The 26,179-nt window shown below is 62.8% G+C and carries 19 protein-coding genes; 9 read left to right on the top strand and 10 right to left on the bottom strand.

Annotation, left to right across the window (positions count from 1 at the left end; genetic code table 11):
• Positions 1-2,104: Tn3 family transposase (locus tag AB7849_RS17530; RefSeq protein ID WP_369501454.1), on the top strand; the 2,104-nt coding region annotated here is incomplete at its 5' end.
• A gap of 275 nt (positions 2,105-2,379) precedes the next feature.
• Here the strand turns inward: AB7849_RS17530 and AB7849_RS17525 are convergent.
• From AB7849_RS17525 to AB7849_RS17510, 4 genes are all read right to left on the bottom strand, one after another.
• Positions 2,380-5,508: an efflux RND transporter permease subunit gene (locus tag AB7849_RS17525; RefSeq protein ID WP_037101423.1), complete on the bottom strand. Its 3,129-nt coding sequence runs from the start codon at positions 5,506-5,508 to the stop codon at positions 2,380-2,382.
• Positions 5,505-6,680 carry an efflux RND transporter periplasmic adaptor subunit gene (locus AB7849_RS17520; RefSeq protein ID WP_092700868.1) on the bottom strand — a complete coding sequence of 392 codons (1,176 nt, stop codon included), beginning with the start codon at positions 6,678-6,680 and terminating at the stop codon, positions 5,505-5,507. The genes AB7849_RS17525 and AB7849_RS17520 overlap by 4 nt, the downstream gene beginning before the upstream one ends.
• Positions 6,670-8,187 (bottom strand): efflux transporter outer membrane subunit, encoded by a 1,518-nt coding sequence (locus tag AB7849_RS17515; protein ID WP_139201662.1) that lies wholly within the window; start codon positions 8,185-8,187, stop codon positions 6,670-6,672. Before AB7849_RS17515 ends, AB7849_RS17520 begins: the two co-directional genes overlap by 11 nt.
• A 210-nt stretch (positions 8,188-8,397) precedes the next feature.
• Entirely contained in the window at positions 8,398-8,538 is a 141-nt protein-coding gene (locus AB7849_RS17510; protein WP_157618165.1) for a hypothetical protein, read from the bottom strand.
• 215 nt (positions 8,539-8,753) lie between these two features.
• On the opposite strand from AB7849_RS17510, the gene tadA reads away from it, so the two are divergent.
• A complete protein-coding gene (tadA, locus tag AB7849_RS17505) occupies positions 8,754-9,251 on the top strand; it encodes a tRNA adenosine(34) deaminase TadA (RefSeq protein WP_369501453.1) in 498 nt (165 codons plus the stop codon).
• A 54-nt stretch (positions 9,252-9,305) separates the two neighbouring features.
• On the opposite strand, the gene AB7849_RS17500 is transcribed toward tadA, so the two are convergent.
• Positions 9,306-10,151: an NAD-dependent protein deacetylase gene (locus tag AB7849_RS17500; protein WP_369501452.1), complete on the bottom strand. Its 846-nt coding sequence runs from the start codon at positions 10,149-10,151 to the stop codon at positions 9,306-9,308.
• A gap of 307 nt (positions 10,152-10,458) precedes the next feature.
• Between AB7849_RS17500 and AB7849_RS17495 the strand changes: the two genes are divergently transcribed.
• The 6 genes from AB7849_RS17495 to AB7849_RS17470 all read left to right on the top strand — a co-directional run bounded on the left by AB7849_RS17495 (position 10,459) and on the right by AB7849_RS17470 (position 21,280).
• A complete protein-coding gene (locus tag AB7849_RS17495; protein WP_008214245.1) occupies positions 10,459-11,475 on the top strand; it encodes a glucokinase in 1,017 nt (338 codons plus the stop codon).
• Positions 11,476-11,799: 324 nt separating this feature from the next.
• Positions 11,800-15,015 carry a TonB-dependent receptor gene (locus AB7849_RS17490; protein ID WP_008214246.1) on the top strand — a complete coding sequence of 1,072 codons (3,216 nt, stop codon included), beginning with the start codon at positions 11,800-11,802 and terminating at the stop codon, positions 15,013-15,015.
• 180 nt (positions 15,016-15,195) lie between these two features.
• On the top strand, positions 15,196-16,581 hold the full coding sequence (locus AB7849_RS17485) for an APC family permease (RefSeq protein WP_369501451.1): 1,386 nt from the start codon (positions 15,196-15,198) through the stop codon (positions 16,579-16,581).
• 58 nt (positions 16,582-16,639) lie between these two features.
• Positions 16,640-19,312, top strand: a complete 2,673-nt coding sequence (locus tag AB7849_RS17480) for a glycoside hydrolase family 2 (protein WP_008214248.1) — start codon at positions 16,640-16,642, stop codon at positions 19,310-19,312.
• Between the two features lie 31 nt (positions 19,313-19,343).
• Positions 19,344-20,351, top strand: coding sequence for a LacI family DNA-binding transcriptional regulator (locus AB7849_RS17475; protein WP_008214250.1), 1,008 nt, complete (start codon positions 19,344-19,346; stop codon positions 20,349-20,351).
• Between the two features lie 83 nt (positions 20,352-20,434).
• Positions 20,435-21,280, top strand: coding sequence for a sulfotransferase family protein (locus AB7849_RS17470; RefSeq protein ID WP_008214253.1), 846 nt, complete (start codon positions 20,435-20,437; stop codon positions 21,278-21,280).
• A 223-nt stretch (positions 21,281-21,503) separates the two neighbouring features.
• On the opposite strand, the gene AB7849_RS17465 is transcribed toward AB7849_RS17470, so the two are convergent.
• The 5 genes from AB7849_RS17465 to AB7849_RS17445 all read right to left on the bottom strand — a co-directional run bounded on the left by AB7849_RS17465 (position 21,504) and on the right by AB7849_RS17445 (position 24,903).
• Positions 21,504-21,920: a MarR family winged helix-turn-helix transcriptional regulator gene (locus tag AB7849_RS17465; RefSeq protein ID WP_369501456.1), complete on the bottom strand. Its 417-nt coding sequence runs from the start codon at positions 21,918-21,920 to the stop codon at positions 21,504-21,506.
• 56 nt (positions 21,921-21,976) lie between these two features.
• Positions 21,977-22,387, bottom strand: a complete 411-nt coding sequence (locus tag AB7849_RS17460; protein WP_008214258.1) for an ester cyclase — start codon at positions 22,385-22,387, stop codon at positions 21,977-21,979.
• A 712-nt stretch (positions 22,388-23,099) separates the two neighbouring features.
• On the bottom strand, positions 23,100-23,588 hold the full coding sequence (locus AB7849_RS17455) for a type II toxin-antitoxin system RelE/ParE family toxin (protein WP_369501449.1): 489 nt from the start codon (positions 23,586-23,588) through the stop codon (positions 23,100-23,102).
• A complete protein-coding gene (locus tag AB7849_RS17450; protein WP_008214260.1) occupies positions 23,585-23,869 on the bottom strand; it encodes a type II toxin-antitoxin system ParD family antitoxin in 285 nt (94 codons plus the stop codon). The genes AB7849_RS17455 and AB7849_RS17450 overlap by 4 nt, the downstream gene beginning before the upstream one ends.
• A 140-nt stretch (positions 23,870-24,009) precedes the next feature.
• The gene (locus AB7849_RS17445; RefSeq protein ID WP_008214262.1) at positions 24,010-24,903 is read right to left on the bottom strand and encodes a DNA-binding protein; all 894 of its coding nucleotides are present in this window, start codon (positions 24,901-24,903) and stop codon (positions 24,010-24,012) included.
• Positions 24,904-25,008: 105 nt separating this feature from the next.
• On the opposite strand from AB7849_RS17445, the gene AB7849_RS17440 reads away from it, so the two are divergent.
• On the top strand, positions 25,009-26,088 hold the full coding sequence (locus tag AB7849_RS17440; protein WP_008214264.1) for a site-specific integrase: 1,080 nt from the start codon (positions 25,009-25,011) through the stop codon (positions 26,086-26,088).
• Positions 26,089-26,179 lie beyond the last annotated feature (91 nt).

Raw genomic sequence — 26,179 nt, 5'->3', positions numbered from 1 at the left:
CGTCGAAGTTCTTGAAATGCTGCTGCGGGATGTTTTTTCCACAGCGCGCAAGGAGGATCGGAAAACACGCTTGCGCACGCTGAAAGACCTGGATCGTGCGGCCACGCTGCTGGCCGATGCTTGCCAAGTGGTGCTGGACAGCACGCTCCCGGACAAGAAACTACGCAAAGCCTTGTTCGCCAAGGTGCCGCGCGACGTCCTCGCCCAGGCGCTCCAGGAAGTGAGCAACCTGGTACGACCGCCCGACGACGTGTTTTACAGCGAGCTGAGCGAACGCTATCGGCGCATCCGGCGCTTTCTCCCCTTTGTGCTGGAGAATCTGCGTTTCGGCGCGAGTCCCGCAGGCGAGGCTGTGGTCGCCGCCTATGAATGGCTTCGCTCGCATCCCGGGCGATTCAAGGCCGACGACGACGTCCCGCGTGATGTCATTCGCAAACGCTGGCAGCGCTACGCGATTCGCGACGACGACAGCATCGATCATCGGGCCTACACTTTCTGCGTGCTCGACGAATTGCATACGTCGTTACGCCGGCGCGACGTGTTCGTCGCCCCCAGTTGGAAGTATGCCGACCCGCGCGCAGGGCTGTTGAGCGGCAACGAATGGGAGACTGCGCGCCCCATCATCTGCCGCACGCTCAGCTTGTCTCCAACGCCCTCGTCGGCACTCGTCGCGATCACCAAAGAACTCGATGAGACCTACCGCGCGGTAGCGTCCCGACTTCCGGACAATCCTGCGGTGCGGTTCGAAGGCGAGAACGACCTGGTCGTCAGCTCCCTCGACAAGCTCGAAGAACCAGCGTCTTTGCTGGCCTTGCGCGCTGCGGTTAATGAGCGTTTGCCACGCGTGGACATTGAAGAGGTATTGCTGGAGATTGCGGCCCGTACCGGTTTCACCGATGCCTTCACCCATCTCACCGAGCGGTCTGCTCGTGCTGCGGAGCTTCCGATCAGCCTCTGTGCCGTATTGCTGGCTGAGGCGAGCAACACGGGCTTCGAACCCCTCGTTCGTGCCGACATCGCTGCACTGAAACGATCGCGTCTGTCGTGGGTCGACCAGAATTACCTCCGCAACGACACCCTGGTTGCGGCCAATGCCATCCTGGTGGCGGCTCAGAACCGGTCGATTCTGGCCCATCAGTGGGGTGGTGGCGACGTGGCGTCAGCCGACGGGATGCGTTTCGTCGTGCCCGTGCGCACTGTGCATGCGGCCGCCAATCCGAAGTATTTCGGTCGGGAACGCGGCGTGACCTGGTACAACCTGATCTCCGACCAGTTCAGCGGTCTCAACCACATCACCGTGCCGGGCACGCTGCGCGACAGCTTGATCTTGCTGGGCGTGGTGCTCGAACAGCCCACCGAATTGCAGCCGACGCAGATCATGACCGACACCGGCGCATACAGCGACGTGGTGTTCGGGTTGTTCAGGCTGCTGGGGTACCGGTTCTGTCCCCGATTGGCGGACGTCGGCGGCACGCGATTCTGGCGCATCGATCCCGAGGCCGACTACGGCGACCTCAATGCCGTTGCCCGCCAGCGGGTGAAACTGCCATTGATCGAGGAGCAGTGGGACGACATCCTGCGGCTGGTGGGCTCGCTGAAACTGGGTCGTGTACCAGCCAACGGCATCATGCGAACCTTGCAGATCGGCGACCGTCCAACCCGTCTGGCCCAGGCCTTGGCTGAGTTCGGACGGATTGAAAAGACCCTGCACACACTGACCTATATTGACGATGAGGCGAAGCGGCGTAGCACGTTGACCCAACTCAACCGTGGCGAGGGGCGTCACAGTGTGGCGCGCGCCATTTTTCACGGAAAACGCGGCGAACTCCGGCAACGCTATCAGGAGGGTCAGGAGGACCAGCTGGGCGCGCTGGGCCTGGTGCTCAACATCGTCGTCTTGTGGAACACCATCTACATGGAGGCGGCACTGGATCAGTTGCGTCAAGACGGTTTTCCCGTACGGGATGAGGACGTCGCACGACTGTCGCCGCTCAGCCATGACCACATCAACATGCACGGCCGATATTCCTTTGCCGTGCCCGAGGCAGTGGCCCGCGGAGAACTACGCCCGCTACGAGATCCCAACGATAGGGAAGGCGATTGAGAGGATGAGTGCCCCCGGAGGGGTGTTTGGCTATCTATATGGTTTCTATGGATAAATAGACCTTATCCCGGTTTTTCGTTCCATTGCTCCCCAAACCCCGTATCGAAAAAGCCGGCCTTGTGCCGGCTTTTTCATGTTTGCCATGTAAATCAATGAAGTAAATGGAGAATTTCCCTCGCAAGATTGAGGGTGAATGCCCCGGTCTCCCGTGCGGCTGAAGGCTCTTCCGGCGTCCTCGCGGACTGGCCATGCCCACGGCATGGCCAGTCCTGATATCACACCTGCAAGTGGTCGCCTGGGCGAGCCACCAGCCGGTACAGCGTGGGCATCAGGAAGATGCCGATCACCAGGCGCGAGATCATGCCGGCCACGATCACCAGCGCGAACGGGCGCTGCGAGTCAGTGCCCACACCGGTGGCGATGGCGGCGGGCAGCAGGCCCAGCGCCGCGACCAGGGCAGTCATGATGATGGGGCGCAGGCGCAATACCGCGGCCTCATGCAGCGCCTCGTCGATATCCATGCCGCCGAGTCGCAGCTCGTTCACGCAGGAGATGTAGACCACGCCGGTCAGCACCGAAACGCCGAACAGCACGATGAAGCCGATGCCGGAGGACACCGAGAACGCGGTGCCAGTGACCCACATGGCGAATACCGCACCGAGCGGGGCCGACAGCAACACGCCCACCACGGTGATCAGCGGGAACTTGAAGTTGCCGTACAGCACGAACAGCAGGGCGAAGATCAGCAGCACGGTCAACGGCAGGATCACCCGCATCTGGGCCCGTGATGCGGTGTATTCCTTGTACTCGCCGCCCCATTCGAGGTGGTAGCCCTGCGGCAGTTTCACGTTCTTCGCGACCTGCGCGATCGCGTCGTTCACCGCACCGGCGAGGTCGCGACCCTGCACCGAGAACTGGACACCTGTGTAACGCGAACCGTTCTCGCGGTAAATGAAGGAGGCGCCGTTCTCGACCTTGATGCTGGCCAGTTGCTTGAGCGGGATCTCCTGGCCGCCGGGCGTGGCCACCGGGATGTTGCCGATCTCTTCCGGGTTGTTGCGGAAGCGCTTCTGCAAGCGCACGAGCAGGTCGAACTGCTTGTCGCCCTGGACCACTTCGGTGGCGACACTGCCGCCGATCGAGGCATTGATCAGGTTGTTGATGTCATCGACGTTCAGGCCGTAGCGGGCAATCTTCGCGCGATCGATATGGATGGCCAGATTGGGCTGGCCGAGCTCGTGCACCACCGTGATGTCGGTGATGCCGCGCACTTTTTCCATCACCGCCTTGATCGCCTTGCCTTCCTTCTGCAGTACCTGCAGATCCGGTCCGTAGAGTTTGGCTGCCAACGCGCTCTTCAAACCCGTTTCGGCCTCGTCCACCGCATCCTCGGCCGGCTGGCTGTAGTTGAACTGGATGCCGGCAAACTTCGCCGTCAGCTTGGCGTTGATGACCTTGATCAATGCCTGTTTGTCGCGGTACTTGCCATGCCACTCCGAGTACGGCTTCAAGCCCGTGAAGAACTCGTCGTTGTAGAGGCCGGTCGAATCGGTGCCGTCATCAGGACGACCGAGTTCACTGGTCACGGTGGTGACGACCGGGAAGGAGCGCAGCACCTTGCGGATTTCCGGGCTGATCTTGGACGCTTCGTTGAAGTCGATGCTGTACGGCATCGTCGCGCGTACCCACAACGCGCCCTCGTCGAGATGCGGCATGAATTCGGCACCGAGGTTCTGCATCATCACGACGGTGATGACAAACAGCACCACGCAAACCCCTGCCACGCGCCACGGCACCCGGGCGGTCTTGCGAAGCCCGCGGACGTACCACGCCTTGAGCTTCTCGAAGCCCGCGTTGCGCCGCTCACGCACACCCTTGCGCATGAATATCCCGCAAAGCACAGGCAACAAGGTCAGCGTGACCAGCAGTGAGCCGATCAACGCGAAGATCATGGTGTCGGCCATTGGCCTGAACAGCGTGCCGGACGGACCGGTAAGGAAGTAGATCGGCAGGAAGCTCGCGACGATCACCGCGACGGCATACACCAGCGGGCGATCGATCTCGGCCGCCGCGGACAGGATCACCTGCTTGAGGTTGTACTCGGTGCCCTGGCGTGCAGCCAGCTCGCGGAAGATGTTCTCTACCATGAAGATCGCGCCATCCACCAGGATGCCGAAATCCACGGCGCCGATCGACAGCAGGTTGGCTTGCGCGCCCTTCAGGTCCAGGCACAGGAACGCGAACAGCAACGCCAGCGGAACCGTGACGGCGGCAATCAACCCCGCACGCATGTCGTACAGGAAGAACACCAGCACCAAGACCACCAGCACCAGGCCGAGCGTGAGGTTGTGCATCACCACGTTCTTGGTCTGGTTGATCAGTGTGGTGAGGTCGTAGAACGGATGGACCTTCACGTCCTTGGGCAGGATCGTGTCGTTGAGTTCCTTCGTCTTCGCCTCGACCTGCTTCAGCACGTCCTCGGTCTTGCTACCGGTCAACCCCAGGATCACGCCTTCCACAGCGTCGTTCTGGTTCATGTAGCCGAATTCGCCCAGTCGCGGCGCGGTGCCGATCTTCACCTCGGCGACATCCTTGACCAGCACCGGCGTGCCATTGTGTACCGCCAGCACGATGTTGCCGATGTCCTGCAGCGTCTTGATGCGCCCCAGCCCGCGCACATAGAAGAACTGGCCGCCTTGCTGGTAGAAGCCACCGCCGGCGTTGCTGTTGTTGGCCGCGAGCGATGCTTCGACTTGCGAGACGCTCAAGCCGAGCGCGGCGGTCTTCACCGGATTCAGCAGCACCTGGTATTGCATGGTGCCGCCGCCGAAGGCGGAGTCGTCGGCGACGCCCGGCACGCTGCGGTATTGCGGCACGACCACCCAGTCATCCAGCGTCTTGAGTTCCATCGGCGAGCGATCGGAACTTTGCAGCACATAGCGATAGACCAGCCCGGACGGCGGCGACATCGGTGCGACGGACGGCGTGACGCCCGCGGGCAGGGAAATCCCCGACAGGCGGTTGTACACGCGCTGGCGCGGGAAATAGGGATCAGTCCCGTAGCCAAACGTCAGGGTGAGATCGGACAGTCCGTACAGCGAAATCGAGCGTTTGCTGACCAGCCCCGGAATCGCGTTGAGGCCCTGTTCCATCGGCACCGTGATCAGGCGCTCGACCTCCTGCGCCGAATGTCCCGGCCACTGGCTGATGATTTCCACCATCCGCGGCGACAGGTTCGGGTACGCATTCATCGGCAGGACCTTGTAGGCCCATACCCCTGCGGCAGCGAGTGCTGCCGACAGCAATATCACCAGCAAGCGCTGCTCAAGTGCGAACGCAACGATCCGGTTGATGATCGAGGCTTTGTGGGGTGCATTGCCTTCCGGCGTCAATGGCGTACTCATTGGGTTTGCATGAACATGAGGAAGATGCTGCCGTCGATCACGACGCGGTCACCGGGACGCAGGCCCTTGGTGATGACGTACTGGTCGTCGTTGCGGGCGCCGAGCGTCACATGCTTCCGGGCAAAGCTGCCGTCAGGCTGGGCGACGTAGACGAAGGGCAGGTTTTCGTCGTCGCGCAGGATCGCCCCCACCGGGAGACGCAGGCCGGTTTCGGCGTTGGCGGAATGAATCTTCACGCTGACGTACATCTGCTTTTTCAGCAGGCCGCCCGGGTTGTCCACCTGTACGCGAGCGAGCGTCGCGCGGGTATCCGGATCCACTTCCGCCGCGACGTAGGTCACCTTGCCGGCAAGCGGCTTGCTGCCGTCGCCCGTGTCGATTTCGGCGGAGTCGCCGGCTTTCACCAAGGCAGGATCCGACCCGAACAACTGGGTCTTCACCCACACGCGCGACAGGTCGGCGATGGTGAAGCAGGGCGTGCTGCCCGCTTGCAGCAGCTGGCCGACGGTGATCGAACGTTGCACCACGGTGCCGGCGATCGGCGCGCGGATCATGCCTTCGATATGCGCGATCGGCAGACCGGCCTGCACCGCCTTGATGTCCTTCGGATCGACGCCCAGGCCCAGCAAGGCTTGCAGCGCGGCATTGCGATCAGCCTCGGCGTTGGACGCATCGGTCTGCGCCTGCTCGGCCTCGCGCTCGGAGACGCCCTGATGCTTGACCAGGTCCTTGTCCTGATCCGCCAGTTTGCGCGCCGTGCGCGCCGAATCTACCGCCTTGCGGTATGCGCTGATGGCGGCGGCAAAATCCGGTGAAGCCACCATGGCCAACGGCTGGCCCTTCTTTACCTGGTCGCCAGGGTTGACCAGCAAGCGGGTGACCGGGCCGGAAATCGGCGCCATCACGCTGGTGGCCTGGTTGTCGTCAAAGCCGACCACGCCGGTGGCATCGACCGTGTTTCGATAGCTGGAGGGCGCCACGGTGTAGAAATGGATGCGCTTGAGCTGGGTCTTGGTCAACGTCACGTTCTGGGGTGTCGTCGACGCATCCGCGGCAGCCTGCTTGTCCGGGTGTGAGCAACCGGCGAGTGCGGCAACGGCAAACAAGAGGGCGACACTGAGGGCGCCAGGGCGCGCGGCGTTAGCCAGACCGCGGAAGGTTTCACTTTTCATGGGTGTCCCGGGTTGAATCCTTGCGATGCCACCAGCCACCGCCGAGCGCCTGGAACAGCGCGGCCGAATCGGCGTAACGGTTGGCTTGCGCCTGTACGAGGCTGATTTGCGCCTGCTGCCAGGCCTGTTCCGCATTCAGCAGCGACAGCGGTGCGGCATAACCGTCCTTCACTTGCCGTTGCGCGATGTCGAGCGAAGTCTTGGCCGCGTCGGCGGCCGTCGCGGCGGCCTGCAGACCCTTGGCGTCCTGTTCCAGTGCAGTCAGGGTGTCGGCGACATCCTCGAAGGCCGACAGCACGGTGCTGCGGTATTGCGCAGCAGCCTGCGTGTAGTTGGCCTTGGCGGCGCGTTCCTGGTGCATCAGCGTGCCGCCTTCGAAGATCGGCGCGGTAATTGACGTCGTCAGGTTCCAGAAGCCGGTGCCGGGGGAAAACACCTTGCTGATGGCCAGCGCCGTGCTGCCGGCATCCGCGCTCAGCTGAATCTGCGGCAGCCGGTTGGCGGCGGCAACGCCGACCTGGGCACTGGCGGCATGCAGGTTGGCCTGGGCCTGGCGGATATCCGGGCGCTGCGCCACCAGTTTCGAGGGCAGGCTGACCGGAAGTTGCTCGGGCAAATGCAGGCTTGCCAGGGTGAAATCGGCATCCACGCCCTGGCTGGGAAAGCGCCCGGCCAGCACGGCCATGCGGTTACGCTGCTGGCTCAACTGCTTGACCAGGTCGGGCAGGGCGGACTCGGCCTGTGCCAGCTGTGCCTGCTGAGCAGCGACATCCTGCTGGCTGACCAAGCCCCCGGTCAGCTGGTAGTGCAGGATGGTCAGCATGTGCCGGTTGAGGTCGACCAGTTTCCGGGTGGCGTCGATCTGCGCCTGCAGCGAAGCGATCTGGATCGCCGTGACCACCACGTTGGCGGTCAGGGTGTTGTAGGCGGCGATCATCTGGAAGCGCACGGCCTGTTCCTGCGCTTTCAGCGATTCGACCGAGCGCCGGTTCAGCCCGAACACGTCCGGCGTGTACGACACGCTGACCTGCGGGGTGAACAGGTTGTACAGGTAGGCGTTGTTGCTGGGCACCGGGGCCAGGGCGCCGGCTGGATCTTTCTCGCGACTGCCGGAAAGACTGGCCGATACCGACGGGTAATAGCTGCCGCGCTGGGCCAATACATCTTCATGTGCGGCTTTCAGCGCAGCTTGTGCGGCCTTGAGGTCGGGGTTGTGTGCCAGTGCCTGGCGAATCAGGCGATCAAGCGCCGCAGAGTGGAACAGGGTCCACCAGTCGGCAGTGACATCGCCGGCAGCATCGAAATGCTGCACGCCACCGGCAGCCCCACTTCCGCCGGAAGCTGTTGCTGCGGCGAGCGGCTTGGCCGTGTAGCGATCGACATGGGGAGCGGGTGGCGTCTTGAAATCGGGTCCGGCGGCGCAGCCGGCGATCAGCAAGGTCGCCAGGGCCGCGACAACGCACGATGCGCGGGGCCGGGGCGTGCGGGCATTCGGAGGAACAACCATGGTGGGATGGATTCTCTGTGCGCGCCAGTCGTGACCGGCAGGCGGCCACCTGATGCTTTGGGCGGAAGCCAGGCTCCCGGACTCCCGGCGGTATCCATCGGGCCCGCGTGCAGGCTGGGACCAAGCACGTCAGCGGCCCATTGCCGGGAGCATTGCGACAACACGTTGGCTTCTACCTTCCCACGCTCGCCCCCTGGCTACTGGTGTCGATCACACGCTGGAATGCTCTTTGCCGGACAGCTGCGGCAGCCCGTCGGCCCGGTAGAAGAAAGCACCGCGTTCGAAAAGTTCCGGAACAGCAACAAGCGCCAACGTGTCGTCATCTGTCGCAAATTCTTGCGATAACGACACCAAGACGCCATCAACATGAAACGTTATTACATAATGTTACAACCTTGCCCCGAGCGCCAGCAGTACGCGACCGATCGGTGACCTGTGCGGCCCGGAGGCGGACAAATCCACGCCAGCGCATGGCCTGATGACGAGCTGTCGGATGACGGGAGTCAGCGGGCTGGCAGCGCACCCTGTCGCGCCAGCCGTTCTCGCGTTTCATCCATAATAGGTTGATGACGAAAGCTGAAGCCCCGGCGATTGCCGCCGCATTTTCCGAAGCCGACAGGGGCCACATGCAGCGCGCGCTGCAGTTGGCCGCGCACGCCCGTGATGCCGAAAACGAGGTGCCAGTTGGAGCCGTGCTGGTACTGGACGGCGAGATCGCCGGACTTGGCTGGAACCGCAACATCACCTTGCACGATCCCACCGCACACGCCGAGATCATGGCGCTGCGCGCTGCCGGTGAGAAACAGGCGAACCATCGGCTGGTCGGCGCCACGCTGTACGTGACGCTGGAACCGTGTTCGATGTGCGCCATGGCCTTGATCCATGCCCGGATCGGACGCGTGGTTTACGCCGCCAATGATCCCAAGACCGGGGCGGCCGGCAGCGTGTTCGATACCCTGATCGATGCCCGCCACAACCACCGCATCGACGTGCAGGGCGGCTTGCTGGCCGAAGAGGCGTCGACCATGTTGCGCGAATTTTTCCGCTCGCGACGCGGCGCCTGAGCAGGGCGGTCAGCCAGAGGGTGGCCCGTTCCGGCCCCGCCGGCAGCTTCTGCCTCAGTCGAGAAAGGACAACGCCTGCGCGCAGGGCTGTTCGACTTTCAGGCTGAGCAAATCGTCGGCGCGGGTGCGCCCCAGGTTGACTGCGGCAATCGGTTTGCCCGCTTGCGCAGCCGCCCGGGCAAAGCGATAACCCGAATAAACCATCAGCGACGAACCGACCACCAGCATCGCATCGGCTTCGTGCAAGGCCTGCATGCCCGCTTCCACGCGTTCGCGTGGCACGCCTTCGCCGAAGAACACCACGTCCGGCTTCAGCATGCCGCCACAACGCGGGCAGGGCGGCACGACGAAATGTGAAAAGTCGCCTTCCAGATCCGCGTCGCCATCCGGTGCGTCCACGGCGTCGACGGCCGCCCAAGCCGGATTCTGGCGCAGCAGATCCTCCTGGAACGTCTGGCGTGGCAACTGCAATTCGCACGCCAGGCAGCGCACGCGATCCAGCCGGCCATGCAGGTCAATCACGTTCACGCTGCCGGCGGCCTGATGCAGGCGATCCACATTCTGGGTCAGCAGCAAGGTGACCTTGCCTCGCGCCTCCAGTGTGGCCAACGCGCGATGCGCTGCATTCGGTTTCGCATGACCGAAGCGGCGCCAGCCGACCAGGCTGCGCGCCCAGTACCGCTGGCGCACGGCGTGATCGCCGGTGAAGGCCTGGAAGGTCACCGGTTGCGCGCGTTTCCACTGGCCGTGCGTATCCCGGTAGTCGGGAATCCCGGAATCCGTGCTGCAACCCGCGCCGGTCAATACGAACAGGCGCGAGTGCGTGGCAATGAACCCGGCCAGCGCCGTGTTGGTGCGGGCGGGCGGGAGGGGTGTTGTCGTCGATGGGGAGTCCTGCATGGAGGCTTTATCGCACTCGATGTGCCGAATTGCCATTCGACGCTGCATGCCATCGCCAGCAGAGTCCTCCCGGGACAATATCCTGAAATGTTGCAATGCAATTCAAATCCTTATTTCTATTTGATGTATTTTTATAAAAATACATATAAAACATTAAATTAAAGTGCATTTACAACCCTGTTTATAGATGACGCTTTGCAAGTTGACACCGGTGACAATGAATCCCAAGCTGGTGCCCGTTCCAGTGCGGGGAGGCATGGTGAACGCGGCAATCGACCCTCTTGATAGACCAGCAAGCATCCTGACGTTGCCATTTCTCGCAGCGGATGTCGGGGGCACGTATGCCCGCATCGCACTGCTGCAGGCCTCATCGGACAGCGGGCAAGCGCTCCACGTGCTTGCCTATCGCAAGTTTGCGTGCGCGGACTTTCGCGGGCTGGCGGAACTGCTGCAAACATTCATCGAAAACGATGCGCGCACCCCAGTGCGGCACTGCGTGCTCGCCTGCGCCGGGCAGGTCATGGGCGACGAAGTCCTGAACGACAATTTCGCCTGGCCCATCCGCTTGTCAGCCTTGCGCCAAGCCACGGCGCTGGATGACATCGCCGTTCTCAATGATTTCGAAGCGCTGGGGTACGCCCTCGACTACCCGTCCGCCGGCAATGCACGGCTGCTGTGCGGACCGGACAGCCAGCCCGATGGCCCGACGCTGGTGATCGGGCCGGGCACCGGGCTTGGCGCGGCGGTGCGCTTGCCCGCTTCCGCAGGTGGTCACGTGCTGACGACGGAAGCCGGCCAGACGGATTTCGCGCCCCATTCGATTCGCGAACGCGAGGTCCTTGCCCACCTGGCACCGGACGGCGGCTACGTGGCGTACGAACGCATCGTCTCGGGCCCCGGCCTGCTGACAGTGTACGCGGCGCTGTGCGCCTTGCTCGGGGAAGCGCCAAGGCTGGCCTCGCCCGAAGCCATCACCGCGGCAGCAGCGGCATGCAGCGATGCGCAGGCCGTGGAAGCGGTGGAGATCTTCTGTGCTGCGCTGGGAAGTTTTGCCGGCAGCCTGGCCATGACCTTCATGGCCACGGGCGGCGTGTACCTCGCCGGCGGCTTCCTCTATTCGATGTTCACGTTGCTTGAGCGCAGCGCTTTCGAACAGCGATTCCTGCATGGGCGCAGCGTGCGTGCGCTGCTGTCGCAGGTTCCGGTACGGGTAACGGAACACGGGCGCAACGGCGTGCTGGGGGCGGCACGCTGGTATCTCCGGCGTAGCGTGGCAGGAGACACGAAACCCGGTCGCGCCGCGGCTGACGGGGTACCCGGATGAACTGCATCACGGAACCGCGCCTGTATGGCTGGACGAAACCAGGTTGTGGCATGCGCAGGGCTGGGCTGCGCGGGAGCGTGCACGCGAAAAGCGTGCAGGGACGACGGACCCGCGCGGACGACGCGCACGGTTTCTAGGCAATACGCGGATGTCGCATTCCGCGGGGGAACACCGGATGGAAGCGGTCGTGGCACGCAGTGTCATGGGTCGCTGCCTCGGGCTCGGCATTGCAGCAGGCGCCACGCATCCGGCGCCAACGGGGCGCGCGCTGACGCATGGCGGAGCTCCACAGATTCGGCAGACATCAACCAAGAGGGAAAGCTCATGTCCACCGTACATCGCAAGCATCCTTTGTCATTTGCCATATCGATGTCGCTGTTCGCCGCGGTGGCGACATCCGCGATGGCATCACCGCGTGCGGGAGTCCAGGTGGACACCTCGGGAGCGCAGGCCAGCACACCACAAAATGCGCAGGCAGCATCTGCGCCCGACGCAAAGAAAGCCAAGCCCGCGACCGGCGATACCGGAACGGACAAGGACGCCAAACATGCAGCCACGCTGGCGGCGGTCAACGTTGTCGGTGTACGCGCGTCGCAGATGCGTGCGATCGAACTGAAGCGTTCGGCGCCGGATATCCAGGACAGCATCACCGCCGAAGGCATCGGCCAGTTGCCCGACGTGACCATCACCGATGCGCTGCAGCGCGTGACCGGCGTGCAGATCAACCGCGACGCCGGCGTCGGTACCACGGTGGATGTACGCGGCCTGCCTGAAGTGGGCACCATGTTGAACGGCGAGGCATTCATCACCGCGGACCAGATCGACTCGCAGCAGCCCGACTTCACCATGCTGCCGGCCACGCTGTTCCACGGCGTGGACGTCATCAAGTCGCCTACCGCCAGCCTGACCGACGGCGGCATCAGCGGCTCGCTCAACCTGCACACCTATCGGCCCTGGGATCTTCCCAGCGGATTCACCTACAGCTATTCCGCCGATGGTGAGCGCGGCCGCACCAGCCGCAAGACCGGACCGGAGGCCAACGGCCTCATCTCGTACAACGATGATGGCAAATGGGGCCTGCTGGTTTCCGCCGACTTTTCCAACACCACACGGGAGAATTCGACCGAAGGCCTGGACCAGTACGGCGTCGCCCTGAATGGCGAGAACGCGGCCAGTGCGGGCGGCTACAACGGTTTCCTGACGCCGTGGAACGGTGCGCCGATTCCTTCGCAGATCGTGCAGAACCCCGACGGCAGTGTCGACGTGAACGGCGACGGGAAATCCAACGGCGTGTTCATGGGCAGCCAGAACATCGGCCTGTACGACACCACCACCCAGCGCAAGCGTAAGTCCGGCAATGCTTCGTTCCAGATGGATCTTGGCAACGGATTCACCCTGACCAGCGACTACTTCTACGCGCAGCAGAAGCAGCTCGATCGCGTCGCCGGCATCCAGTTCAACTCCACCAACTGGCAGGGCGCAACTTACGTACCGCTGCAATCGCGCGACACCGGCCGCCCCGTCGCCGGCTCGTACGGCACGCCCGAGCCGGGCTGGGACGGCATGCAGCTGTACACCACCCAGGTGTATGAAAAGTGGCCCGGTGACGTGGAGTCGTTCTCGCAGGTGACGCGGAAGGACTCCACCGCGCAGAACTTCAATCTCCAGGTGGACTTCGACAATGGCGGCCCGTTCACGGGAAGCGTGCGCGGCATCCGCGATACGGCACGTCAGTCGAACGTCGAGACCGACGTCAACATTTCCGATTCCGACGGCGGCCTGTGGCCCAACGTGCTGATGCCCGGCGTGCCCGATGATGCCGTCCCGCCAGGGACCTTCGTCTTTCCCAGCCAACTGGGCGGAAACCGCGTGTTCAATGCCAGCGGCATCGCCCAGAACACGCTTCCGATCATTGCGAACTTCGGCGGTCGCAACATCACCGTCAGCATGCCGGCGGCGCTGGCCAACCAATTTGCCAATCCGAATGGCTGGACGATGAAGACGCTGGAATCCGCCGGCGACTACGACCGCTCGGTCGGGCTCAGCGCGCTGCGCTTCGATGGACACTACAGCTTCGATGACGGCATCAAGCTCGATTTCGGCGTACGCAACAGCATCCGCAGCGCCGACAACATCGGCTTCACACTGGTCACGCCGGTATACGCCGGCATGGGCGCCAGCGACCCGAACGGATGTCTGGTGCGCTACGTGGGCGCCGACGTGGTGCTGAACAGCGGTGCGTGTACCGCGGGCAATGCACAGGGCTATTTTCGCGGTGGCCCGATCTCGGCGCTGCAGATGTCGAACACACCGCCACCACTGGCCAACAACTGGAAGCAGTACAACAACCTGCTCGGGTCAGGAATCAATTACTGGGCGATCAATCCCCACGCGATGGACGATCCGGAGGCGTACTGGAAGTCGCTCTATCCGGACACCATGCGGCAGGGCACGCCGGGGCGCACCTGGGCCGTGTGGATGAAGGAAACCTCGGCTTATTTGCAAGCCGATTTCAATGGCAGCATCGGCAACATGCCGTACAGCGGCAATGTCGGCCTGCGCGCGATCCGCACCAATCTCGACGTTACCCAGCATCTTTCCGGTGATCCGGGCGCCTATGGCACGGAGCCGGCCGATGCCGGCACCCAGGTCACGCGCCGCGAGTACAAGGACTACTTGCCGTCCGCGAATTTCGCGCTGGACCTCACCAATGCACTGAAGCTTCGCCTGGCCTATTCGAAGAACATGATGCCGCTTGACCTGAGTACCTGGGGCGGTGGCCTGGAGCTGAATTATTCGCTGGTGGAAACCCCGCAAGGACCGCTGTACCGCGTGGCGGCGGGCAGCTCGAACGGCAACCCGAACCTCGATCCGTGGCGTTCCACCAACTTCGGCGCTTCGCTCGAGTACTACATCAACGACACCAGCATGCTCAGCCTGGCACTGTTCCGCATCAACGTGCAGAGCTTCATCAAGAGCGGCAGTGTCACCAATTGCACCTTGCCGGACGAGGATGGCGTGGTGCGCAATCATTGCATCACGATCAGCGAACCGATCCAGGGCACCGGCAACAGCATCCATGGTGCGGAGTTCGATTACCGCCAGGGGTTCACCTTCCTGCCGGGGATCCTGTCCAAGACCGGCATGGAGGTCAACGCCACCTACGCGCCGAGCGACACCGGCGAGACCGACCTGGCCGGACACAAGATTCCGTTCCAGGACAACTCGACCAAGTCCGGCAACTTCATCCTGTGGTACCAGGACGACCGCTTCCAGGCGCGCATCGCGTACAACTACCGCTCCAAGCGCGCCGCATCGGAGGACGTGGGCGGCATCACCGGCATGGAAATGTACGAGGCGCCGCAGAAGTACGTCGACGCGTCGGTTTCGTACAAGATCGACAAATACGCCGAACTGTTCGTGGACGGCACCAACCTGACCAACGAGTATCAGCGCTACTACCTCGTGTGGCCCGACCAGCCCGCGCACTCGAATTTCTCCGAGCGCATGTTCATGGTCGGCATTCGCGGGCAATGGTGATGGAAACCGGATCGACGGCGATGCCCGGCAAAAAGTCCCGTTCGCGCCGAGCGTAGCTTGCGTCAGCAAGTGGAGTCGAAGCGGCCATCGCATGATGCCCTTCGACTCCGGCCCTCTGGGCCTGCGCTCAGGGTGAACGAATCGAATTTCGACGCAAGCAACCATTGCGACAAGGCAAACATGGACTCCAATACGCCCCCACCTCATTTCGATGGCAACTTCCATCGTTCCATCGGCCTGTTCTCGGGCACCGCGATCAACATGACGCAGATGTGCGGCATCGGGCCGTTCATCACGATTCCGATCATGGTTGCCACCATGGGCGGGCCGCAGGCGGTGGTCGGCTGGATCGTGGGCGCCATTCTCGCGATGGCCGACGGCATGGTCTGGGCCGAGCTGGGCGCGGCCATGCCTGGCTCCGGCGGCACCTACGTCTATCTTCGCGAAGCCTTCCAGTACCGCACCGGCAAGCTGATGCCGTTCCTGTTCATCTGGACGGTGCTGCTGACGATTCCACTGTTGATGTCGACCGGCATCATCGGGATGGTCGAATACCTGGAATACTTCCTGCCGAACCTGGGCTGGTGGCCGGTGCATCTGGTCAGCGTGGCGGCGACCGGCCTCGTGACCTTGCTGCTGTACCGGCGAATCGAATCGATCCGCGCGATCACCATTGCGATGTGGGTGATCATGCTGCTCTCGGTCGTTGGCGTGTCAGCGGCCGGCTTCTGGGATTTCCACGCGAGCTTCGCCTTCACCTATCCGGCCGGCGCGTTCGGCGGGCACTTCTTCGTCGGCCTGGGCGCCGGACTCATCATCGGCATCTACGATTACCTCGGCTATTTCACCACCGCTTACATGGGCGACGAATTGCGCAATCCGGGCCGGACCATGCCCGGTTCGATCATCATCTCCGTGGTCGCGATGATGTTTGTCTACCTCATCCTCAATATCAGCGTGCTCGGCGTGGCGCCATGGCAGGAGATCGCCCAGTCCAAGTCCGTGGCGTCGTTCGTGGTGGAGCACAGCTGGGGTCGCCCGGCGGCTTCGGTCATGACCATTCTGATCATCGTGACGGCGTTCGCCTCGGTGTTTACCGGCCTGCTCGGCGGTTCGCGCGTGCCGTTCCAGGCGGCACACGAAAAGGTGTTTCTGTCCGTGTTCGGCAAGCTGCACGCCAAGCACGGCTTTCCGCATGTGGCCTTGCTGACGATGGGCGTGGTGACGGCGATCGGCACGTTCTTCGACCTGACCGAAGTGATCAGCATGCTGCTGGCGGCAACCATCATCGTGCAGTCCATCGCACAGATCGCCGCGCTGGTGGTATTGCGCAAGCGCCAGCCGACGCTGCAACGGCCGTACAGACAATGGCTGTATCCGATACCGTGCGTGATTGCGCTGGCGGGGTGGGTATACGTCTATCTGTCGGCGTCCGCCATGTCGCTGATCCTGTCCGGCGCGTGGATCGTCGCTGGCCTGGTGGTGTTCGCGATCTGGGCCAGGGTCAACCGGTCCTGGCCGTTCGCACCACTGGAAATCCGCGAAGCCTATCTCGGGAACGACTGACACCATGCGAATGCTTGCCCCATCCCTGTGCGCGGCGATGCTGGCTCTGGCTGCGTCCATGGCCGCCCCGCTTCATGCCAAAACCGCTTTCTCGCCCACGCAGGTGGACGGTGGGGCAGGTTCCACGACGGCCGTGGCCCAATGGCAAATCCAGTCCAGCGCCAAGGCGCAGCAAGACGGCGCCGCGATTTCATCATCGGGCTTTTCCACCCACGGCTGGTATCCGGTGAGTGGCCGCGCGACGGTGATGGCCGGGCTGCTGGAAAACGGCACGTACAAGAACGTGTTCTACAGCGACAACCTGCGCGCGGTGCAGGTGCCCGATGCCAGCGGCAACCTGTTCGTGAATCCCTGGTGGTACCGCACCGAATTCACGCTGGCCAAGGATGCGGCCGGGATGCACACCTTGCTGCGTACCAACGGCATCATCGCGAGTGCCGATGTGTGGGTGAACGGCCATCAAGTCGCCGACCATGCCGCCGTTGCCGGTGCCTATCCCGTGCACCTGCTCGACGTGACGCGCTGGGTGCATGCGGGCAACAACGTTCTCGCCTTGCGCGTGCATCCGGCCGACCCGCGCAGGAGCCTGTCGATCGGCTGGGTCGACTGGAACCCGACGCCGCCGGACAACAACATGGGGCCGTGGCGGGGCGTGGACATCGTGCGCAGCGGGCCGGTCGAGCTGCGCTTCCCGCAGGTGACACCGACGCTGTCGCTGCCGGATCTCACGCATGCCGCACTGACTGTGAAAGTGCAGGCTCGGAACCTCGATACCGTGGCACACGAGGCAACGATCACCGGCACGGTGGCCGGCGTTTCGCTGCGCCAGACAATCCGCCTGGCACCAGGCCAGACGCAGACCGTGTCGTTCACACCCGAAACCGACCCCGGCCTCGACCTCGATCATCCCAACGTCTGGTGGCCGATCGGCATGGGCGCCCATCCGTTGTACGCCTTGCAGATGAGCGCAACCGTCGATGGCGCGGTCTCCGATCGGGCAGAGACAAGGTTCGGCATACGCAGCGTCAGTTCCCGGCTGACAAAGCAGGGCTATCGCCAGTTCGTGATCAACGGCAAGCCGCTGCTGATTCGTGGCGCGGGCTGGGCGCCGGACATGTTCCTGCGCGACAACCCCAAACGCATGGAGGCCGAGTTCAGCTACATCCGCAACCTCGGGCTCAACACCATTCGCAGTGAAGGCAAGCTGGAGAACTCGCGTTTCTACGACCTGGCTGACCGCGACGGCATCATGGTCCTGGCCGGATGGGAGTGTTGCGACAAATGGGAGTCGGCGGCCAAGACGGGTGGGGCACCATGGGATGCCGCCGACCTGAAGGTGGCCCAAGCCTCCATGGCCAGCGAGGCACGACTGCTGCGCAATCATCCCTCGGTGATCGGCTTCCTGATCGGCAGCGACAATGCGCTGCCGCCGGCCGTCGCGAAAATGTATGTCGACACCTTGCACGCCGAAGACTGGTCGACACCGATCATTGCCGCGGCATCTGCCCAGGCCACCGCCGAAACCGGCCCTTCCGGCATGAAGATGAGCGGGCCTTACGCATGGGTTCCGCCGTCCTACTGGTATGCCGACAAACTGGGCGGTGCGTTCGGTTTCAATTCCGAGACCAGCGCGGGTGCCGACATCCCGCGACTGGAAGACCTCGTCCGCATGCTGTCGCCGCAGGAGCAGGAAGCACTGTGGAAGTATCCCGAGCTGCGGCAATACCACGCCTCAGCCGCATGGTCGCCATTCGCCAGCATCGCGCCGTTCGATACCGCGCTGGCCAAGCGCTATGGCGCGCCCAAGGACCTGGCGGACTACGTCGCCAAGGCCCAGCTCGACAATTACGACAACACCCGCGCCCAGTTCGAGGCGTACAACGCGCACATGGACGCGGCCAATCCGTCGACCGGCGTGATCTACTGGATGCTCAACAATGCGTGGCCTTCGCTGCACTGGCATCTGTACGACTACTACATGAATCCGGCCGGCGCCTACTTCGGCGCCAAGAAGGCCAACGAGCCGGTGCACATCCAGTATGCGTACGACACCCACGCGATCATGCTGGTGAACCAGACCTCGACCCGCGAGCACGGCTTGAACGCGAGCATTCGCGTACGCAACCTGGATGGTCGCGTACGCTACCAGCGGCAGCTGCATGACATCGATCTCGCCGGCAACAGCGCGCGGCAACTGGCGACCTTGCCGATGCCGACCGACTTGTCGCCCACGTACTTCGTCGAACTTGCGCTCACCTCCGCCGACGGCAAACCGGTCAGCCGAAATGTGTACTGGCTGTCCACCCAAGCCGACAAGCTCGACTGGGCGCATTCGAACTGGTACCTGACGCCGGTGACGCGATACGAGGATCTGACCGCATTGCAGTCGCTGCCGGCCGCGACAAGCGAAGCCAGGGCCACGATGCGCCACGAAGGGAGTGACAACGTTGTTACCGTCACCTTGAGCGTGCCCGCATCGGCCAGGACCGTGGCATTGTTCCAGCATGTGTCGATCAAACAGTCCGCACACGGCAAGCTCGCGCTGCCGATCCTGTGGAGTGACAATGACGTCACGCTGTGGCCTGGCGAATCGATCACCCTGACCGCGCGTTACGCGGGGCAGGGGACGGCAGCGCCGGTCATCGAGGTAGGCGGCTGGAACGTTCCCACCCGGAGCTTTCCGGTTGTCATGGGGAGCCAATCGAACGCTTCGCAAGGGAAATCCCGTTGAATCAGGACGCATTGAATCAGGGCGGACTTTCATGACGCGCGTGACCATCAGCGATGTCGCCCGTGCGGTGGGGACGTCGAAAAAGACCATTTCACGGGTACTCAACAACGATCCGAACGTCAGCAAGTCGATGCGCCAGCGCGTGCTGTCCGTGGTGGCGGAGCTCAATTACCGCCCGCTGACCTCGGCGCGCAGCCTGGCGACCAACCGCTCCTTCATGATCGGTCTGCTGTACGACAACCGTTCGCCCAGTTACATCATGGAAGTGCAGGCCGGCGTGCTGGAGGCGTGCGAGGCGCAGCACTACAGCATGATGGTGCAGCCGCTGGTCTCCACCTCGGCAGATTTCGTCGAGCGGATCGAGGACATTCTCACGCGGCACCAGCCCGACGGACTGATCCTCACGCCGCCGCTCACGGATCATCCGCAACTGCTGGAATGCCTGCGCCAGCACGGTGTGCCGTTCGCCTCGATCGCGCCGCGGCACCCGGAGACATGCATTGGCGTGATACTGCGCGAGCGCGAAGCCGCCGCAGCGATGGTGGATCACCTGGTGTCACTGGGCCATCGGCACATCGCGCATATTCTGGGCGACCCGGAACATGGCGCCGGCATCTGGCGACTGGCGGGCTATCGGGACGGACTCAAGCGCGCCGGACTGAAAGAAGACCCCGCGTACATGGTGCAGGGCCGGTTTTCCTTCGAGTCGGGCGTGGCTGCCATGCGCCAGTTGCTGGCGTTGCCGCAGCGGCCGACCGCGATCTTCGCGGCCGACGACGACATGGCCGTCGGTGCGATCTGGGCCGCTGCGGAAGCCGGCGTATCGATCCCGCGCGACATGTCCATCTGCGGATTCGACGACACGACCATTGCAACCCAGGTGTGGCCACCGCTGACCACCATCCACCAGCCCGTGCGCGAGATGGGCCGGCGTGCCACCCAGGAATTGCTGCTGCGGGTGTTGAACAAGGGCGAGCCGAAGATGGTCGAGGTCGACTACGAAATGTGCATCCGCGCGTCCACCGCGCCCACCGTGTAGCCTGATCGCGTTCCAGCCGACAGACACCCCGAGCGGAACACGATTGCGCCATCCACACCACCGATCCAGAGGAGAGTGCCTGCATGCCAGCCGCATCCGACATCGCGAAACCCGCCCGGAAGTTCCACTTCATCTCGGGGCTGCCACGCTCAGGCAGCACGCTGCTGGCCGCGATCCTCAACCAGAACCCGCGTTTTCGCGCCGGCATGACCAGCCCGCTGGCCGACATCATGGGCGTGGTGATCGCCGAGGCGAGCAGCAAGAACGATTTTTCGTTCGACGTCTCCGACGCGCAGCGTGCCGCGATGTTGCGTGGCCTGGTCGAGAACTTCTACGAAGGGCAGGCGGATGCCGCGGTGGTGTTCGATACCAGTCGGCTGTGGTGCAGCCGAATGCCGATGCTCGACACGCTGTTTCCGGAAGCGAAGGTCATCGCCTGCGTGCGTCAGCTGTCATGGGTGCTGGACAGCATGGAACGCCTGGTGCGCAAACAGCCGGTCGGCGTCAGTAAGGTATTCCGCTTCGACACCAATACCACGGTGTACTCGCGCGTCGAGGCACTGACGGATCCACGCGGCATGGTCGGCTTCGCCTTCCAGGCCACCAAGGATGCGTTCTACGGCCAATACGCGCCAGGCCACTTGCTGTTGCTGACCTACGAAAGCCTGGTGCGCAATCCCGCCGCGGCCATGCGCGCGGTCTACCAGTTCCTCGGCGAACCCTGGTTCGAGCACGACTTCGATCACATCGCCTATGCCGCGGACGAATTCGACGCCCGCGTCGGCATGCCGGGTTTGCACGCCGTGCGCCCGAAAGTGGAGCCGGTCGAACGCACCTCGATCCTGCCACGCGAAATCTTCGGCCGCTTCGTCAACGAATCGTTCTGGATGGACCCGAAGAACAACGTCAGCCAGGTGCCGATCGTGTAAGAGACACGAGTGCTGTCGCCTTCCACTTAACCTTGTCATAAGCTGATCGCACCATTGTTCCTTTGAAACACAACGAGTCGATCGCGTGCCTCATCGCCATACGCGATCAAGTGCTTGCACAGCTGCGTACGCGGAGGTCCGGAGTTGACTTGCGAGGGTGAGGGGAGGCGGCGCGCTCCTTCACGTAGGGGTACGCGGTTAGTCCGCAACTAGCTACGGAGCACTAATTGTCCTCCGATCCTTCGCACCAAGAAGCCATCGCAATCCTTCTCAAAATGGAGACCGCAGCATCAAGCGTCTGGTGCTCCTGCGGAGTTACTTGGTTGCGCAAAGCCGCGGCAAGCCATTCGGCACGAGCTCGGCGGTCCTTGATTAGCGCAGCGTGCCCTCTTGTCGTGAGAGTCACCAACTGACTTCGACGGTCGTGGGGGGCCGCAGTCTGTCCGATCAACCCATCTGCCTTAAGCTGAGCGACGACCAGACGCATACTCTGATGCTTGACGCTGCGACGCTCGGCCAGTGCGGCGGTACTCATCGCTCCTTCGCGATCGAGAAGGCCTAGTGTTTCCGCACGGGCTGTACTCGGGGTGTCTGCTTGCGCGCGTGCAGCTCGAACGAAATCGCCCAGCACCTGCCGCATGCGCTCCGCCAACCCGAAGATATCGTCGTCAGGTGCGAAGTTTGTTCCGTGCCGCTTCAAGCCCTGAGTCCCGCCAGCACACTCGACAAGCTGTTGATTCCCCAATGCTCGATATATCGCCCGTCACGTACACGTACGACGTCGATCACATCGATCGAAATCGCGTTACCGGTCGGAGCGATTCCCAGCAGTTGTCCGGTATGAACGCCATGGATGGTCTTGCGCGTACTGACTTTGTCGTCTTCGGCAATCTGTTCGTGAATGATCACGGTAAGGTCCGTCAACGCCGGGTGGAGCATGTTCTTAAACGTGTTCCACATGCTTTCCGCATCGTTGGGTGTGCCGGCCGGTGCCGACCGATTGACGAAATCGGAAGCCATTAACGCGTCAAAGGCCTCACGTCGGCCTTCCTGGATGACCTCGATATTGAAGCGGCGGACGACTTCCTTGTTGGCAATTTCGGGCATGGCTTCACTCTAGCTAATCAAAATTATGTTCAGCATTATATACAGTAAAACTGTATACATCTATCTATTGGGACCGCAGACATCAGCCGACCAAGTCATTTTGTAATTTTACATAATATACATTATGCGCAAACGCCAAGGCCCCCAGACGGCCCCGCAAGCGCCTCTGGTACATCTCCCCCGAAGGCTTCCGTGATGTCTGAGGACAACGAACTGCCACCGCCAAGCCGAAGAAACCGCCTCCTAGCCGCCAACAAGGTGCCGCCGAGGCGGATATTGGCCAACAACCAGCCCCATTCTCATCGTCGACGCCGACAAACTGCCGCGAAATTGGTGGTTCAAGCGCCCACAGCCGACACCGGCCTGCCGACAAGCTGCCGCACTTTTGGGCCCACAAACTGCCGCACCTGCTTCACCCTCCGCACCGGGCGCAGCCACACCAAAAGTGCACAAGCCCTATCTAGGCAGGGCTTACCAATACAAATTGGGATCGAAAACGGCGTGTTTGCGAGCCAACTGGATGACCCGATCCGGATCCTCAACAAACACATCGGCCGCTGCCCGAAATGCGCCGTCCGCAGGTTCCCCAACTAATCTCGTGATCTAGCCTCTGGATAAGCCGCTTTTCCTTGGGTTCTCGTCTGCGGCGCTTAGGTCACAACTTTAGTGACCTCCTCGAACAAGCCGACGAGAAGTCACAACTTTGCTGGGATCAGCCGACTGCCGTGTAAGCCACGCAGGATGCGGCGATCATTTCGATGGCCTTCTTTTGCTGGGCGCTGGTTTGCTTTTTGCGACAGTAATTTTGGCCAATTTGAGGGTTGGCAGGGATTCGGCCAAAAACCGGCAATTCGACCCGCAAGTGACTGAGCGGCAAGCGCCGCAGCGCAACTTTTGCCGCGCTGCTTTTATTCCGTACTGCGTTACGTAATACGTAATTACGTAATGCCTGACAGCGCGCATTCACCTGCGAAGATCGGGATTCTAAGGCGGGGCCGCGGTAGTTGGTGATGCGCAGTCCAGGCACTAGGTCGTCACGCTTCGTGCCCCGCAGGGGGAACGTGGCCAAGCTCTGGCAGAACGCGACGATGGCATCCACGTAGTCGGCACCGGCAACTGGAACACCGGCGTCAGCGATGTACTGTTCAATCGCATCGAGGCGATCGATGGCCTCTGGAGCGAAGATGACGGTAAAGGTCACGCGGCCGGACCGCCACGTCGCGTCGACCGCTTCCGAGTGAGATGTTCGCGCACCTGGTCTACCGAAAGCCCGCGAGACGGGTCCGCCTGCAACGCCTGCGCGGCCGGCACCACCTGGTCGCGCAGCCACGCCTCGACCGCCTTATCGCGTGCCGCAAGCGTGCGCAGCCCATCGCGAATGACCTCGCTTTCGGTGGCGTACTCGCCCGCTGCCACCTTGGACCGCACGAGCTCGGCCATCTCGTTGGGGAGGGTGATGCTGAACTGTTGTGTGGAGCGCATATGCAGCCCTCTAGAATCGTAGGATTTAATCCTACACCTTCGGCGCCGCGACGCAAGAATCCGACCGTGGATTCCTACGCGCGACAGGGCTTGGAGGTGGGATTGCCGTTTTTTGGCCAAATCCCTGCCAACCCTCGTCTTCACTTCGGCCTCTTGGTCAGGGCAACCTTCGATGACCCGGCCGCTCGCGGAGTACGCTTCGTTTTCCGGACGGCATTGGCCGCCGCCAGCGAAGTTTCGAGCGCCGAGACTTGCCCCGAGAGGCGGGCGACTTCTTTCTCAGCATGCTGTGACTGCTTCTGCAGTGCTTCGCATCGCGCCTCAAGCGCTTTAAGGGCCCCGCGATAGCTTCGCTCGGCCGCTTCGTGGCGGTGCTGCCACTGTTTGGTCTCTTGTCGGGCACGATCCACTTCCTGATGCGCTCGATCTTCCATGGCTTGGACGTGCGCCGCGATGCGTTCCCGTTCCTGCTCCAAAGAGACGAGACGGGCGGCCTTGTCGCCCTGAAGAGCTTCGAGCTCACCCAGTTGATGATCGACCATCGCCTGCAACCGATCCCGCTGCTGGACCAGATCCTCCCGAAGGGCATGGCTATCGCGGAGCTGGCTGTCCAGGTTAGCGCAGGCATGTTCGGCCAATTCTTGGAGTGTCCGTGCCTGGGCGACGACCGTTTCGGCCTCGGTCAGTGTCGCTGCCCAGCGTGTGCGTTCCTCGGCGAGACGGGCCTCGTTCGCCGAAAGGGCGGCTCTGTCCTCGGCCAGCCGGGCCTGGAGCAGGCGCTCGGCATGCTCCACCGCCAATTGCCACAGCGTAGTCATCGCCTGCCCGGCTTCCACCGGGAGTTCAGGGAGCTGCAGGACTTTCTGGAGGCGTTCGGCCAAGCCACCGCGCCACGTATCGAGCATCCGCGTGACAGTGTTGGGCGAGCCGGTGCCGAGCTCCGCACGCACTTTTTCCACCGTGGGATTTTCACCGGCGCCGAGGATGGCGTCGGCGGCGGCGTTGACCTGCTCTTGGGTGACACCTCGTGCCATGAAATTAGTCTCCTCGATCGGCGCCCTGCCCTAGGCTTGACGTACTGGCGATAAGTGATGATTATCACTAGTAAGCGCCTGATTTCGTAATATACATTACATAATATGAAGCATAAATCCACCTCACCCGTCCTCACCGTACCCGCTGCCGGCTTGGTGCTGCCGGAACAGTTGGCCCAGCAAGCGGCCGACGCGGTGCGCGAACTCCTCGCTGAGGCGGCTGCGGCCAACACCACGCGCAGTTACGCCGCCGCCCTGCGCTACTGGGCTGGCTGGCACCAGGCCCGGTTTGGTGTCGAGCTGACACTGCCGGTAAGTGAGGCCGTGGTGATCCAGTTCCTGGTCGATCACATCCAGCGCAAGAACAAGACCGGCCTGGTCAGCGAACTGCCGCCGGCGATCGACCAGGTGTTGGTCACGGCCGGTCTCAAGGCGAAACTCGGGCCGCTCAAGCTTTCGACCGTGACCCAGCGCGTAGCCGTGCTGTCGACGGCGCATAAGCTCAAGCGGCTCGCCAATCCATGTGAGTCGGCCAGCGTCCGCACATTGCTGAGCCGCGCGCGGCGCGCGGCGGTCAAACGTGGCGAACGACCGACCAAGAAGACGGCTATCACGCGCCCGGAGCTGGAAGCCATGTTGGCGACCTGCGATGACACACTGGAAGGCCTGCGTGATCGTGCCCTGCTCTGCTTCGGCTTCGCCAGTGGCGGTCGTCGGCGCAGCGAGATTGCTGCCGCTGATATGCGGGACCTGCGCAAGACCGGGGACGAGGGCTACATTTATCGGCTGGAGTATTCGAAGACGCAACAGGCCGGAGTGACGGTGGATTCGACGCCGGATAAGCCGATCCTGGGGATTAGCGCCCAGGCGCTTTCGGCGTGGCTGGCGGCGGCAGGGATTCGCGAGGGGGCGATTTTTCGGCGAATCTGGAAGGATCGGGTCGGCCCTGCCCTACTACCTGGATCGGTGGCGACGATCGTCAAGCGACGGGCCGCCTTGGCGGGGCTGAAGGGGGATTTTGGAGCGCACAGTCTGCGATCAGGCTTTGTCACCGAGGCAGGGAAGCAAGGCGTGCCGCTGCCCGCCGTTATGGCGATGACGGAACACCGTTCGGTGGCGAGCGTGATTGGGTACTTTCAGTCGGGTCAGGCGGAAGACAATCCTGCGGCACGCTTGCTCAAATAGATCGCTGCATTGGATGTAATGGTGTTCAGTTGGTCTCTGCTGTGTTCATGACGGGCATCGACGATTAGAAGATGATCGCGCACAGATCTGA

The organism is Rhodanobacter sp. FW021-MT20, assembly GCF_041107475.1.
Classification (GTDB): Bacteria; Pseudomonadota; Gammaproteobacteria; order Xanthomonadales; family Rhodanobacteraceae; genus Rhodanobacter_A; species Rhodanobacter_A glycinis.
Note: the sequence above shows the minus strand (reverse complement) of the source record. Positions and strands in the feature narration are given on the sequence as shown.